Consider the following 14692-nt stretch of genomic DNA (forward strand, 5'->3'; position numbering starts at 1 on the left):
TTTTCTTCTTATGTTTACATTGTAATTAGAATCATTATTTTATCAGCTGTTTTGTTTTCTTTCCTAATGTAAAAAGCGTTTGGCGAAGAATCTCTATAATAATCGATACCGCAAACACGATAAACACTACAGCAAATATTTGTAAAACCAATGTTTGGCTATTGTAATTTTCTGCCAAACTGCTCCAATGATCCCAAATAAGTGGTCGAATCATTTTATTATCATGAAATAAATAAACACCAAACATCGTTCCAGCCAGATAATTGATTCCTTTATTGGTAAAAGGCTTCATTTGAGCAAAGAACAAAAACAGAGAAATCGACATAACGAAAATCAAAACAGAATCTTGAGCGGCAAGATATGTTGAAACAGTCTTGATTTCCGGATAGATACCTTTGATCAAATTCATTGTTAGAATGCTGCCATATAACAATGTTAACCCGCTGAAGAACAAAAGAAAGCAGTTTTTAGCAGGCAGGATCTCCTCTTTATATTTTTTAAAAAATCCAACTGTTAAATATAAAAAGACAAACCAAATCACATTACTGCCGAATTGAATATTCATCAAAGTCTTTGCGCCGCAAAAAATACCAAACAATACCAGCAATAGATTTCGAAGATCTTTATAAGACATTTTTTGGACCGCTTGTGACAAAAAAGGCGCCAGTGCTAATAAGATCAAATAATTAGTCGCAAACCAGTAACGATACGTCAACACGGGAAGAACCGCTTCAACAATGATTTTCAAATCTAACTTTAAATCACCAAACAGCAGCATGATGACCGTGATTCCTATCGTATAACAAGCGATCGTTAGCCATGTCTTCTTGATCCGTTTCCAACTGAATGATTTATCAATCAAAAACCAGGCAGTGATCATAATGAACAGATTACTGCCTAATTTTCCTCCCACACTTAAAAATTGCACAACATATTGATTTGACAAAAAGCTGGTCGTATTGGGCCAATCAGTATGAACAACACTATGATGCAGAACGATCAAAAACATACTGATGATTCGCAACAGTTCAAAGGTCGAATTTCGTGTCTGTTTTTTCATCGTTTCATTTCCTCGTCAAACATCGCGATTGCTTTTCGATTATATGCTATGGGATCAAAAGCTTTCGTTGCTGGTTTTTCCTTCAAATATTTTTCCAGATCTCTCGCGATAGATCCAGCGTCCGTTCCATGGATGTAATTTCCATACTGCTTTCCTAGAACAGATTGGTTTGCTGGGATATCTGTCGCAATGACTGGCATCCCTAGAGTCAATGCCTCTAAAAGAACCATCGGCTGTCCTTCATACACAGAAGATAATATGAACAGGTCACATTGCCTCATGATCTTGAAAGGTTCCTCTTTATGTCCAAGCAGGAAGATCTTGTCTTGCATCTCCAACTCATAAATGACTTGCAGCAGATCATTTTTCAGATCCCCATCTCCTAAGATATACAGACGAATATCAGGGTTGTTCTCAGATACTTCAGCAAACCCACGGATCAGAGCCTCTTGATTTTTTTCCGGAGAAAGTCGTCCCATCGTAACGATATTATAATAAGCAGTATCGATCGGCGCGATTTCTTTCCCAAAAATATCAGTAAACAGATCATCATTGTCAGAACGTACCGGTTCATCCGTTGATACTACATCCTCGATATCACTAAATGACGCTGCTTCTACCCATGCGTTGGCGCCAGAAAAATCGGCAAATACATACCGTTTATCTGCGGCAGTCGCTTCTTTGCTGATCATCGCTCTTTGACCAAGAAAAGCGCTAAAATCTAGTTGTATCTTTTCACTAAATGTAGTTTTTGGCGGTTCGGTCCAAGCAGCAGTTGGTATATCTATCAGTTTACCGCTTTTTTCAACCAATTGATAAGAATCAGTGATTCCTAATTCAGACCGATTTCTTCGATAGAATAATTGTTTAGCGACGGAAATCCCACGGAGATCATGGATATTTGCAATATATTTCTCCATCACCCATCCTAAAGGGCCGTTTTGATTTTCAATGAAATAAAAGATGCCAGTGTCTGAAACGATTTTTTTCGATAAAAAGGCATAGGTTCTTTCCAGATACTCTAAAGGTGAAACGATATTTTCCAAATGATGGACATCTTGATAAATATACCCGCCCTTTGTTTTAGTGACTGTTGCTATTTGGCAAAGATCTGTTACTTTCGCCTCCATGACCTTTTGAGGGATCAATAAGTCAGTTGCCAACCAACCGGCATAGACACTATTGATAGTAATCTTTGAATAAGAGTTGTGTGTAATTGGATCATCAAACTGCGCCAGTACATAGATCAAGCTTTCAGCAGTGATCAGCCGTTCCTCAAAATTTCTGGAGCATACAGACTGAAGATTTTTTGCGATCTGATAATTGCCAGTTTGTCGAACATTGGCTAGATAGCGCTGATTGTCCAAAGATATCTGTTCTACTTGTGTCTCTTTGTGTGTTTTTCCTAAAACCTTGTCCAAATCAATAGTATTCGTGGTATAGCCCATCTGTTCTGGAGTAACATATTGTGCCAGATGCTCTTTGTTGACCAGCATCGTTTCTTTAGAGACACTCAGAATACGATCAAAGCGATAATAAATAGAAAATAAAGCTGGTAAACTTTTTTCATGAGGCCTTTTCCCGTTGATCACTTTTTGCGAATCAGTGAACAGATCATTATGCTGAAAGACGACTTTTTTTCTAGCCTCCATCGCGCTGATCAGTTTGCCCCAATAAAAGCTGTAGCCGCTAAAATCAATGGCTGCATCAAAAGCTGCACCGCCGATTATTCGACGTGCCTCTCTCTGATAGGCTTTTTCTGGATAGAATCGCCGCAACGCTTTTTTCAAAGTAAATTCTTGGATCCAGCTGTTGCGGAATACTTCACTTCTGGTATAGATAGGCGCTCCCGGACGGAATAGAAAACGTACATTGGGATTTACTTTAGCCAAATTTTGGAATTCCTCATCAGAAACCGGGCGTGCCAACAACAGTGAGACATCATAATTTTGATAATCCAAGTTATTGGTCAAGTTAATAAAGCTGGTAGTAATACCATTGTTTTTCATTCTCCCAGGATAGATCAGCAATTTTTCTTTGTCAGATGAGAGGTGATGTTCTGTTATCATCTGTGATTTTTTTCCAAAGAAGATCCGTGCGACATATCGGGCTGTAGTGTTTCCATCATCGTAAGAACAGATTTGTTCTTTCATCTTTTGATAAACAGGCTGATATTTTTCCGATTCTGCATTAATATTTCTTATCGCCTCGATCAATTCATGGATGTTTTCGGTAATTGGTCCTGGCAGTTCCGATTCGCTAAAATACATCCCGCGATCAGCATCATAAAGATCTCGATCCCACGCGTAAAAAACGATTGGGCGATCGGTAACTAAAAAATCAAAGAAAATGCTGGAATAATCTGTCACTAAAAGATCAACAGCTGCCAATACTTCATTGGGATCAAAAGAATCAGGAACTAAAATCGAAGCAATCTTTGGTATTTCTCGCATACTTTCATAGATATACGGATGGACTTTGATCAAGAAATTATACTGGTCTTTGAACGTTTCCTTTAAGATCAAGGACTCTTGGACGATTTGCTGCTGATCGTTCAAAGGATTAACGATTGAACTGCCCTTCCAGGTAGGTGTATATAAGATCGTCGGCAACGCAGGATCGATTTCCAGACCTACAGAAATTAATTTTTCATAGACTGAATCAGCAGGGCTATTGAATGTATTATCGATCCGAGGATAGCCTCCCTCTAAAATCGTACCGCTATAGATTCCGTTTAAGCGATAACTTTCAGAAAAGATTTTTGTCGTATGAGGATTTGGAGAAAGCATAAAGTCTGTCATCAGAAAATTCCGCAATACATTTTGCGAATGTGACGGGTCACCGGGAATATCAAAACCCATGTATTTCAAAGGCGTTCCATGCCACGTGTTGATGTATACCTGCCCTTCTTTTTTAGAAAAGAAAGATTGAAAAGTCGCATTATTGATCAGGTATTCCGCTGTCAACAACCAGTTCAAATACTTTTTGGAATTTCTTACAACAAATTCCACTTTATCAGGATATTGTTTCTGGATCGTTTGGATCAATGGGTAATTCAAATCTGTAACGACCCAGATATGATGAAAATCTTGAAATTCGTCTTTATTGATCAAATATTGAAAAATCGCATAAGGTGAATCAACGATGGATTGTCCATCCCGTACTTCATATAAAATCGTATTCTTTTTGATTTTGCGTTGATAATTTTTTGCATAGTAATTACGTATAGCGGCATTTTCTGAAAGAAAAGGTTGCAGCATATTTTTTGCCGTTACCGCTAAAAAGTTTTTTACTCCCATGTCATACTCCTTGATTATTCTGCCAATTTGAATGCAACTTTTTCAGCGGCATGTCCATCTTCCCACTGGCAGAAACGTTGATAAAAGTCATTGTATTTCTTTTGATACCCTTTGAAAGCGTCAGATTCTAAAAACGATTGTAATTTTTCGTAAAATTGTTTTTCATCGGTCACGATTGGTCCGGGCACTTCCGCGTAATCAAAATAAAATCCCCGCAGATTTTCTTTATAGTGCTCGTAATCATATGCGTAAAAAAGCATTGGACGTTTGAGGATCGCGTAATCGAACATCACCGAGGAATAATCCGTAATCAATAAATCACTGATCAGATATAAATCATTGATATCTTCATCTATACAGATGCGGATGTTTTCTTCATATCCTTGTACAGAGATCGAATCCCCTACTAAGTAATGTGGACGAATGATTAATGTATCTTCTTTTGCTAAAAGCTGTGTGATTTTTTTCAGATCAAAAGGCATATAGAATCGATAATTGCCTTTACTGATAAAATAGTCATCCCGCCACGTAGGAGCATACAATATGACACGTCCGGTATCTTTTCCTATAATTTGTTTCTTTAAATTATCGATATAGGAAGGATCATCTTTATGCTGCACCAACACATCGTTTCTGGGATAGCCGATATCTAAAAAATGATTCTGAAACTGAAAAGCCCGCTGAAAAATCTCTTTGGAAAATTGGTTAGGTGCAACCAGATAGTCCCAACGTTTCGCTTCTTCAACGAACTCTTGCTTATATACAGCAGTATTCGTTCCGGGTATCGATACATTTTCGATATCCATCCCCAGTTTTTTTAGTGGCGTGCCATGCCATGTTTGGATATAAATAGTTTTCTTATTCTTTTTCAGCCAGATCGGCATACGGGAATTGAAGACCCAATAATTGGCTCTTGTCATCAGCAGCAGCCATTGTAAAGAAAATCGGGAAACAAATTGGATATCGGGAAACTCATGTCGTGCTTCTTGAAGAAACTTCTTTTTGACACCCCATACACACGCAAAATCTGATTGAGATTTTTCCAATGCCAGATAGATAGCATAAGGACTATCAGAAGGTTTTTTCCCATTAAAAGATTCAAAAACAACTGTCTTTGCTTTTACCGGAAAGACAGTTGCACTAAAGTTAAAAAGCATTCGAAAAAGATAACTGATCATTTTCTTCATTATTTATTCCTCATCTTCCACCACAAACTTTTTATCACAAAGACCGGCAATTGAAAGATCCGGCCGATCCGAGCTGGGTTGCTCAATGAACGATAAAGCCATTCTAAATGGTGATCCAAATAAAATTGTGGTGCTCGTTTGACATGACCGCTTAATACATCGAAGCTGCCGCCGACATCTTGAAAAATCGTAGCGTCCACTCGTTTTATATTACGCGCCAACCACTGTTCTTGTCTAGGAAATCCCAATGCAACAAATAAAAAATCAGGTGATGCTTGATTGATCTGATCCACCACCTCATCTTCAGAAAGTGCGGTATAACCATCGATAGCTCCCGCAATCTTCATAGCAGGATACTGCTGTTGCAGATTAGCCATGGCGTCTTGCAAGACTTCCGGCTTAGCGCCATAAAAAAAAGCGCTGCGGCTGTTTTCATTAGCGTATTCCAAAAATTTTTGCATCAATTCAAATCCGGCTACCCGTTCTTTGATTTTGCCGCCTGTCAACTTTGATACAAGTACGATCCCGATACCGTCTGGGATGCGGTGGGTACTTGATTTGATAAATTCGACGACTTCTGGAAAATCTTTCGACTGCGTCGCGATTTGCGGATTGACACTGATGGCAGACATTTTCTTTGATGAATCCAGATAACGGGGCACATCTTCTAATATATCTTCATACGTCAATTGATCCACGGGTATCCCCATGATCCATTCATGCTTCATTTTCTTCCATCCAATTCATTAATTGTTTCATTGCATTCCCTTTGTTGTACTGATTCCAAGTCTGATCGAATCGATCAAGATCCACTGCTTGCATATTTGCTGCTTTTTCCAAAAGCTCATCAAGCGTCACAGCTAACGCTTCAGGCAAGGCATCAAAAAAGCCATCTTGTATCCCCACCGTCTTCTGATACTCTTCAAGATCATAACAGAAAAAGAGCAGTTTTCCTTCTTTGTTGGCTAACGTATATTCAAATGGTACTGAAGAATAATCGGTAATCAGACAATCGATCGAAGGCAGCATCTCTTGCAAAGTAAGGCCTTTAAAATCAGTGATGACTGCCGGATGCTTTTCAAATTTTTGCTGTAAAGCAGGATCATGGGGATGTGCTTTGGCAAACAGCTGCCACTCATCTCCCAGTACAGCAGCTAATCTTGAAAAATCGATAGGATTTTCATTCTCATTCTCTCGATAAGTAGGGACATATAGGAGGCTTTTCTTATTTCCAAAACGCTCTTGGAACTTCTGTTTTGCCTGTTTCAGCCAAGCTTCATCAAAATATCGATCTGCCGGAAGATACCCAAACGGCAAAAATTCCGCATTCGTCACGTGATAACTCTTTTTGAAGATTGTCGTCATTTGATCTGACGCTACCACATAATGAGTCAATCGATCATAAACCTGCTGATAGCGATCCTGATCCTTTTTGGTACTGTTTTTCGCGTAATTGGCTTCTAAACCGAATGTTTTGACGGCTCCGCCTGCATGCCAGATCTGGATGACTTTAGTAGAAGACTCAAACATCGTCCCCCCTAAAAAGGCAAAATAATTATCACAAAGGATCGTTGAAGCGCCTTTCATCAAAGGAATGCTTGACAACAATTCACGAAACGAATCTATCCCATAAATCAAGCAGCCTTTTTTCTGATAATTTGCTGCTAATTCGCGACTGTTCTCAGTATAACAGACCACTAAACGCGACCCGTATTTTTTATATAATTCCGACAAAACCCAGCGGCTCGTCGATGGAAAGCTAAGCAGAAAAATAATTTTATCATTTTTTTCAGCTGGGAGTTTGCTGCGTTGTTCAACTAAAAAAAGATAAAAAGATTTCATGCCAGTTAATAGGACATTTTTCATTGAAAACCTCCCTTGTGCTGTTTCTTATTTTACCTGAAACACCGCTAAAAGAAAACAATTGTAAAGAAACTGTCATATTTGTTTCTGGAAATAGCGGTAAGGACTGTTCACCTATTATTTTTATTAAATGGAAAAAACCTGTTCTGCAGAGAATGACCTCTGATAGAACAGGCTTTGCTTATCTATGATTTAGGTTGGCTTTTTTAGCTGAAAAAATACTTTTCACCGACTGATTGTTTCACATCCGTGCAATCTGCGACTACTGTGTTGTGGGCTTTGTCCCGGTCACAAATATCACAATATTCCACCTCAAAAAGGATTCCTTTATCTGTGACCTTTTTAGCAACACCGACAAATGAGCGTTGGAATTCAGATGGTTTTACTTCATACTTTTTACCGATTTCGATCTCTGTTTTTGTAATCAAATGAAAAACCCCTTTCCTTACTACCTAAACCAATAGTACCATACCAATTGAACTTTTAAAAACAAAAGTGCTGAATTAAACACTAAAAGAACAAAAATATAATGTAGACCATTTTAAGTAAAAAAAATGAAAAGAAAATCCCAAAAATCAATTGTTAGAATCGGTGTTTTTCTATCCTGGCAACGACAAAAAACCGAATGTCGGTTGATGAAGACTGTCGCCAGTTCTGACGACGACAGTCCTGCAAAACTGCAGTTTCACTTTCCAACATTCGGTTAATTATTTATTTTTAAACCTTTTTATGGATAAATACGGTTCAACAAACGTGGGAATGGAATAGCTTCCCGGACGTGTTCGATACCTGAAAGCCAAGTAACCGTCCGCTCTAATCCTAAGCCAAATCCAGCATGAGGTACGGAACCATATTGACGCAAATCAAGGTACCAAGAGTATTCTTTTTCATCCAATCCATGTTTGCGGATTTCTTCTAATAGATATTCATAATCAGTTGCCCGTTCAGAACCGCCGATGATCTCACCGTAACCTTCTGGAGCGATCATATCCGCACAGATCACAAGATCTTCCCGAGTTGGGTGTGGTTTCATATAGAATGGTTTGATTGCTTTCGGATAGTTCAGAATAAAAACAGGCTGATCAAAGGAGTTAGCGATAAAGGTTTCATGTGGTGAACCGAAATCGTCTCCCCACTCGATGTCGTCAAAACCGTTTTTCTTCAATAATTCTACTGCGTCATCATAAGAGATTCTTGGATAAGGCAGTTTCGTATATTTTTCAAGGACTTCACGATCACGACCTAAAACGTGCAATGCATAATCACAATGATCCAATACATTTTGTACAAGATATGCTACGTAACGTTCTTGGATTTCCAAGCTTTCTTCTTGGTGCATGAACGCCATTTCCGGTTCGATCATCCAAAATTCGATCAAATGACGGCGAGTTTTAGATTTTTCAGCACGGAAAGTTGGACCAAAAGAAAATACTTTGCCAAAAGCCATCGCTGATGCTTCCATATATAGCTGACCTGATTGAGATAAATATGCTTTTTGATCAAAATAATTTGTTTCAAAAAGATCGGTTGTACCTTCAGGAGCTGAACCTGTTAAAATCGGCGGATCGATTTTGATGAATCCTTCGTTGTTGAAGAATTCATAGCTGGCACGGATGATCTCATTACGGATCTGCATAATCGCGTGTTGACGAGAAGAACGCAACCATAAATGACGATGGTCCATCAAAAAGTCTGTTCCGTGTTCTTTTGGTGTAATAGGATACTCGTGACTTTCTCCCACAACTTCAATGTCAGTCACACCGATCTCGTAACCGAATTTAGAACGACTGTCTTCACGAATCTCACCAGTAATCCAAACGGCAGTTTCTTGATTAAGATTTTTGGCAGCTTGAAAAATTTCTTCAGCTACTTCGCTTTTTACGACAACACCTTGGAAATAAGCAGTACCGTCACGAAGTTGTAAAAAAGCGATCTTCCCGCTAGAGCGTTTGTTCGCTACCCATGCGCCGATCTTGACTGTTTCGCCCACATGGTTTTTTGCATCGATAATTTGAATTTGTTCCACTAATGTCTCTCCATTCTAATTTTATAGACTCACAAAAATTCTATTACTTTCTTTGTTTATTTTCAACAAAAGAATGAATTCTTGCTACAGCTTTTTCTAACGTTTCCCAATCCGCTGCATAACTGATCCGCAAATGTTCCGGTGCGCCAAATCCGGCACCAGTGACCAATGCCACACCGGCTTCTTCCAAAAGCGCTTCTACGAAATCATTGATATCAGAATAACCGCATAGATCCATCGTTCCTTTTACATTCGGAAATAGATAAAAAGCTCCTTGCGGTTTGCTCAATTCTACTCCTGGGATAGCGGCTACCAATGGATACAATTTATTCAAGCGTTCTTCAAATGCTTGACGCATTTTCTCAGCAGAATCTTGCGGCCCTACCAAAGCTTCTACAGCTGCATATTGGCTGGCGGCAGTCGGATTGCTGGTAGATTGTGAAGCGATGTCGATCATGGCTTGAATGATTTCTTCATCTCCTACTGCAAAACCGATCCGCCAACCGGTCATTGAATAAGTTTTTGACACACCGTTTACGATGATCGTTTGTTTACGAATCGCTTCTGAGATCGTTGTGATGGGAGTGAAGTGATTGCCGTTATAGACAAGGTTTCCATAAATATCATCGGCTACGATCAGAATATCTTTAGCTACCGCCCATTCGCCGATCGCCTGCAATTCCTCTTTGGTATAGATCATCCCTGTCGGATTAGAAGGTGAATTGATAATGATCGCTTTTGTTTTTGGAGAATACACAGCTTCTAACTGCTCAACTGTCACTTTAAGATGATTTTCAGGTTTGCCTTCTACAAAAACTGGTTTACCTTGTGCTAATTTGACTTGTTCTCCATAACTCACCCAATACGGAAGCGGAATGATCACTTCATCATCAGCATCTAAAATCGCTTGAAATAACGCATAAAGAGCAAACTTAGCACCATCAGTCACGATCACCTGTTTCGTATCATACGTTAATCCATAGTTTCTTTTTAAATAATCTGTGACCGCTTGGCACAATTCCGGGATACCGGCAGAAGGCGTATAAAAACTTGCCTTTCCGCTTTTGATAGCTGCAATCGCTGCTTGTTGGATATTTTCCGGAGTATCGAAGTCTGGCTCACCGACTGTCAAACTCAAAATATCCCGTCCTTGTGCTTTCAGCGCTTTGGCTTTGGCAGCGGCAGCCAGGGTTACAGAAGGCTCTAAATTTTTTGCTCTTTGCGATAATTTCATGGAATTCATCCTTTCCGACTATATATTAGATATTCGCGATTTTGTTGACTTCTTCGCCATCTTTGAACGATACCAAATAATAATTCATTCCTTTAGAGGATTGTGTCACAACTTCCCACACCGGTTCGTTTTTAAACAGACCCAGACTCGTTTTTTTAACAGATTCTTGCGGATAAGCTTTATTTATTATTGCCCGCGCTTCCGCTTCAGTGATCCCTTCGTCTTGAGAAAGCAAAGTGATTTTTCCGCCTGATTGAGGGATGATCACTGCGATATCTTGTCCTTTTTTATTTTTTCCAGTCAAACTGAAATAAGTTTTTTCCCGTGTAAACCAATAAAATTGGTCGGTCTCTTCTAAATCAGCATGCTTTTCCGCCAATGCCACAGCTTCGCTTCTTGCTTGCCGATAAGGACGGCTGGCCCGTACATAAAAAATGACGCTGAATAAAATGATCGCTGCTAAGATCGCCGCGACAATCATTAAAATGATCTCTTTTTTGTTTCTTTCTTTGATCACTCGCGTAGCTCCTCCAATAAATTATTGATACCCATTATAGCAGATTTTTACATCTGAATGAGGTTATTTTTCCTCTGGTTCTTGAAAATTATTCAAAAACTTAGACATTTCCCCACCGATTTCATCGATCGGTAGTTCTATAATTGGCAGCTCTTTAGGCAGTCCTTGACGAATCCGCTGACCGTATTTTGTTGTAATGATCCGCCGATCTAGTAAAATCATCACACCACGATCGTCTTCTGAACGAATCAGTCTGCCTAATCCTTGACGTAATTTCATCGCTGCTTTAGGAACAGCCTCCTGAAGAAATGGATTGAGGCCTTTATTTTGCAGAAAATTGTTTTTTGCCTGAACTTCCGGTCGTTGAGGATTTTCAAAAGGCAATCGGGTCACGATAACGATACGCAATGTATCCCCCGGCAGATCGATCCCTTCCCAGAAACTGTCAGCGCCGAACAATATCGCTGACTTGGATTGACTGAAGCGTTTCAGGATCTTTTCCCGGCTTCCCCCCACACCTTGCGCCAATATCTCACGGCCATTTTGCAAAAAGCGCAGATGCATCTTGCCATAAACGCTTTGCAAGATTTCATGAGAAGTAAACAAAACCATTGCCGCTTGATCTGGATCTTTCAAAAGACTTTCCAAAGTTTCTACTAAATACTGAACATACTCTTGAGTTGAAAGTTCTGGAATCGAAATCCCTTTATCCGGAATAAAGATCCGAGCCTGTTTTTTATAGTCAAATGGCGATGGCAGAATCTTCACGGTTGCCTCTGGAATTCCCAATTTCTTAGGAAAATAATTGCGGTCGCTTCCGATCTTCAATGTACCGCCTACATAAATGATCCGTTCATACCGCTCATACCAAACCGTCTGAGGGATCAGCGCCGCTTCGAAATCAGCAATTTTGATTATTCCGCTAGAATTTTTAACACCCGGTACAAACCAGTGAACATAGCGTTCCAGCCAATTTTCCAACCAGAGTGTCACGATATCGGCTTGCCGCCGCAGTTCTTCAAATAGGTCTAACAATTCTGTATAAACAAACTGCTCGCGTTTCAGCCAATTGCTTTCTTCAGGGAGCAGCAATGCCGACATCTGTGTCTGAAGTTCATTGATTTCTTCATAATACAGTTGGATTTTTTGAATATTTTTAGCATCCGGCAGTGAAAAAGATTCTATGTCTTCTCTGGTGATCACCGATTCTTCACTGGGAAAAGTTTCGTGCAATACTTCCAGAAGGCTTAACTGAGCTTCTGTCAGATACCGCAGTTCTTCCTGATAAATAGCTAGCAGTCTCATGATTTCATCGTAACCTAGCAACAATTCTTCAAGTTTGACGAATAATCCGGTCGGTTCCAACATTTGTTGTACTTTACGATGGAACAATGAAAAATTCACACTTTTCATGGATGACCGTTCACAGATATCTGCTAAATGGTGTGCTTCATCAATAATCAGATAAGGACTTTTTGGTAAAGCAGGAATTTCTCTGACATTTTCCTGAGCTAAAAATGCATGGTTAACGATCAAAAAATTACTTTGTTTGATTCTTTGATGAAGGAACCTCAAAAAATCGACTTCAAAAAACACATCATCTGAAGTAAGATGGGCGATTCCTCGATGATGGACTTCTTTAAAAAACAAATGATTCAGATGAATCAAATTCAACTCATCAAGATCCCCTGTCGTGGTTTGTGTCAGCCACACAAGCACAGCCGATTGGTACAACACATATTGTTTTTGCGAAACTGGTCGCAATAATGTCGCTTTGAAACGTTGGAGATCAAGATAGTGACTGTTACCTTTAATGACTGTTGCTTGAATGGGCTGGTCAAAAAGTTGATTCAGCAACGGAATATCTTTTTTCAACAACTGATCTTGCAGCACCAATGAAACTGTGCTGATAACCACTGGTTGCTCAGGAGTAGCCAAATAATTCGCCGGCAGCAAATAACCGATCGTCTTGCCCATCCCAGTCGCCGCTTCGACAAATAGATTTTTATTTTCAACTTCTTCCGTAAAATGTTTATAAACCAGATTCATCAGCCGTGCCTGATCTTTACGAAACGTCAGCTTGTCAGCAAAAAGCTGTTCTTTGCCTTTTTTCTTTTTGGGAAATTCGTGCGTAAAGTGGTTGTGTTGAAAAGGTGCCACTTTCTTTTTCCGCAAAGCGATCCCTGATACGATTTCTAATTCACTGGATAATGGGTGCGGCTTTTGTTTCAGTTCATCCACTAATGAACGGATATAAGCGCCTGTCTGCATTCCTAATGGCTCGCTTAGATTCGCGATTGTTTCTACTGTGATCAGCGGAAGCTGCTTGATGATTGCTTCCATATATAAAAATAAAGCGCCTGTCACTTCGGCATCGCTGTCTGCTTGATGAGGATTCTCATGACTCAAGCCTAAACTTTCTGCCAAGTCATTCAAGCGAAAACTAGGTTCAGTCGGCAAAAAAATATGCGCTAATTCTACGGTATCGATCCCCGGTATCGTCAATTCCGGCGCTCCGCATCGCAATAGTTCTTGATTTAAAAAATTATAGTCAAAATATATATTATGAGCGACAAAAATCGTGTCCGCCAATAGATTATAAATCGTCAATGCGATATCTTCGAAGTAAGGGGCTTTTTTTATACGCTGATTGCTGATATGAGTCAAATTCACGATTTGTTTCGAAATTGGTTTGTCTGGATTGACATCTGTCGCAAATCTCTGGATGACTTGACCGTTTCGAATCAAAACACAACCGAATTGAATGATCCGATCGACTTTAGGGTCGGTTCCGGTCGTCTCGATATCTACAACTGCATAGGTCTTCATTTTAACAGTTTCCTCCTTGCATGTACTTTAGCATTATACTACAAATCAGCAGGAGATTTAATCACTTTCCATTGCTGTTCTCTGACAGATATCGTTTTCAAGGGGTTTAAAGGTGCTCTGATCTGTCTTTTATAAGATGATTATCTTATGGAAAAACAAAAAAAGCCTGACGCAAATGCGCCAGGCTTTACAAGTCAATAATTAAGCTTTATTAACGTTTGTTGCTTGAGGGCCACGTTGACCTTCTTCAACATCGAAAGTCACTGCTTGACCTTCTTCTAAAGTTTTGAAACCTTCACCTTGGATAGCTGAAAAGTGAACGAATACGTCGTTTCCGTCTTCTGCAGTGATGAAGCCAAAACCTTTGTCTGAGTTAAACCATTTTACTGTACCTGTTTGCATAATAAAAATCCTCCTTGTGTTGATACACATATTTGCAATTACTTGTATCGGGTGAAAATGTGGAAGATGTTTTAAAATGAAACAAGCTTGCCATAAATTACCTTAACAAATACTACACTTTGTATTGTATCACACTAATTCTCTTCTGGCTAATCTTTTTGCGAAATAATGCTTTATTTAATAACTTTTCTTAACATTTATGATTCAACAGCATTTTAATATTACTAACAAATGCGGATTAAAAAAAATAACTAACCACAGGAAGCCTTATAGGG

Annotated in this window: 11 protein-coding genes; all 11 read right to left on the reverse strand. The window is 39.3% G+C overall.

All coding sequences use genetic code 11. From position 1 onward, the window contains the following. Window positions 1–34 precede the first annotated feature (34 nt). The 11 genes from EFB00_RS01775 to EFB00_RS01825 all read right to left on the reverse strand — a co-directional run bounded on the left by EFB00_RS01775 (window position 35) and on the right by EFB00_RS01825 (window position 14417). Complete coding sequence (locus tag EFB00_RS01775) at window positions 35–1060, reverse strand: acyltransferase family protein (RefSeq protein ID WP_122645226.1); 1026 nt, start codon at window positions 1058–1060, stop codon at window positions 35–37. After that, window positions 1057–4359: a CDP-glycerol glycerophosphotransferase family protein gene (locus tag EFB00_RS01780; protein WP_122645227.1), complete on the reverse strand. Its 3303-nt coding sequence runs from the start codon at window positions 4357–4359 to the stop codon at window positions 1057–1059. The genes EFB00_RS01775 and EFB00_RS01780 overlap by 4 nt, the downstream gene beginning before the upstream one ends. Before the next feature lie 14 nt (window positions 4360–4373). Then, the gene (locus tag EFB00_RS01785) at window positions 4374–5546 is read right to left on the reverse strand and encodes a CDP-glycerol glycerophosphotransferase family protein (RefSeq protein ID WP_164709412.1); all 1173 of its coding nucleotides are present in this window, start codon (window positions 5544–5546) and stop codon (window positions 4374–4376) included. After that, window positions 5546–6274: a WecB/TagA/CpsF family glycosyltransferase gene (locus tag EFB00_RS01790; protein WP_206423453.1), complete on the reverse strand. Its 729-nt coding sequence runs from the start codon at window positions 6272–6274 to the stop codon at window positions 5546–5548. The genes EFB00_RS01785 and EFB00_RS01790 overlap by 1 nt, the downstream gene beginning before the upstream one ends. Continuing rightward, entirely contained in the window at window positions 6264–7412 is a 1149-nt protein-coding gene (locus EFB00_RS01795; RefSeq protein WP_122645229.1) for a CDP-glycerol glycerophosphotransferase family protein, read from the reverse strand. Before EFB00_RS01795 ends, EFB00_RS01790 begins: the two co-directional genes overlap by 11 nt. Window positions 7413–7615: 203 nt before the next feature. Further along, complete coding sequence (locus tag EFB00_RS01800) at window positions 7616–7837, reverse strand: transcription antitermination protein (protein ID WP_122645230.1); 222 nt, start codon at window positions 7835–7837, stop codon at window positions 7616–7618. A gap of 299 nt (window positions 7838–8136) precedes the next feature. Next, the gene (gene asnS / locus EFB00_RS01805) at window positions 8137–9435 is read right to left on the reverse strand and encodes an asparagine--tRNA ligase (protein ID WP_122645231.1); all 1299 of its coding nucleotides are present in this window, start codon (window positions 9433–9435) and stop codon (window positions 8137–8139) included. Window positions 9436–9478: 43 nt separating this feature from the next. After that, entirely contained in the window at window positions 9479–10669 is a 1191-nt protein-coding gene (locus EFB00_RS01810) for a pyridoxal phosphate-dependent aminotransferase (protein ID WP_122645232.1), read from the reverse strand. Between the two features lie 25 nt (window positions 10670–10694). Continuing rightward, window positions 10695–11150, reverse strand: coding sequence for a cell wall elongation regulator TseB-like domain-containing protein (locus EFB00_RS01815; protein WP_122647016.1), 456 nt, complete (start codon window positions 11148–11150; stop codon window positions 10695–10697). Window positions 11151–11249: 99 nt separating this feature from the next. Then, window positions 11250–14015, reverse strand: coding sequence for a helicase C-terminal domain-containing protein (locus EFB00_RS01820; RefSeq protein WP_122645233.1), 2766 nt, complete (start codon window positions 14013–14015; stop codon window positions 11250–11252). Between the two features lie 201 nt (window positions 14016–14216). Further along, window positions 14217–14417 (reverse strand): cold-shock protein, encoded by a 201-nt coding sequence (locus EFB00_RS01825; protein ID WP_122645234.1) that lies wholly within the window; start codon window positions 14415–14417, stop codon window positions 14217–14219. Between the last annotated feature and the right edge of the window lie 275 nt (window positions 14418–14692).

This window comes from Enterococcus mediterraneensis (genome assembly GCF_900604485.1).
Taxonomy (GTDB): domain Bacteria; phylum Bacillota; class Bacilli; order Lactobacillales; family Enterococcaceae; genus Enterococcus_C; species Enterococcus_C mediterraneensis.

What these genes read in the sequence shown, in the direction of transcription:
- EFB00_RS01775 (WP_122645226.1), bottom strand. Translation starts at nt 1,060, where the DNA reads ATGAAAAAACAGACACGAAATTCGACCTTTGAACTGTTGCGAATCATC.
- EFB00_RS01780 (WP_122645227.1), bottom strand. Translation starts at nt 4,359, where the DNA reads ATGGGAGTAAAAAACTTTTTAGCGGTAACGGCAAAAAATATGCTGCAA.
- EFB00_RS01785 (WP_164709412.1), bottom strand. Translation starts at nt 5,546, where the DNA reads ATGAAGAAAATGATCAGTTATCTTTTTCGAATGCTTTTTAACTTTAGT.
- EFB00_RS01790 (WP_206423453.1), bottom strand. Translation starts at nt 6,274, where the DNA reads ATGAAGCATGAATGGATCATGGGGATACCCGTGGATCAATTGACGTAT.
- EFB00_RS01795 (WP_122645229.1), bottom strand. Translation starts at nt 7,412, where the DNA reads ATGAAAAATGTCCTATTAACTGGCATGAAATCTTTTTATCTTTTTTTA.
- EFB00_RS01810 (WP_122645232.1), bottom strand. Translation starts at nt 10,669, where the DNA reads ATGAAATTATCGCAAAGAGCAAAAAATTTAGAGCCTTCTGTAACCCTG.
- EFB00_RS01815 (WP_122647016.1), bottom strand. Translation starts at nt 11,150, where the DNA reads ATGATTGTCGCGGCGATCTTAGCAGCGATCATTTTATTCAGCGTCATT.
- EFB00_RS01820 (WP_122645233.1), bottom strand. Translation starts at nt 14,015, where the DNA reads ATGAAGACCTATGCAGTTGTAGATATCGAGACGACCGGAACCGACCCT.
- EFB00_RS01825 (WP_122645234.1), bottom strand. Translation starts at nt 14,417, where the DNA reads ATGCAAACAGGTACAGTAAAATGGTTTAACTCAGACAAAGGTTTTGGC.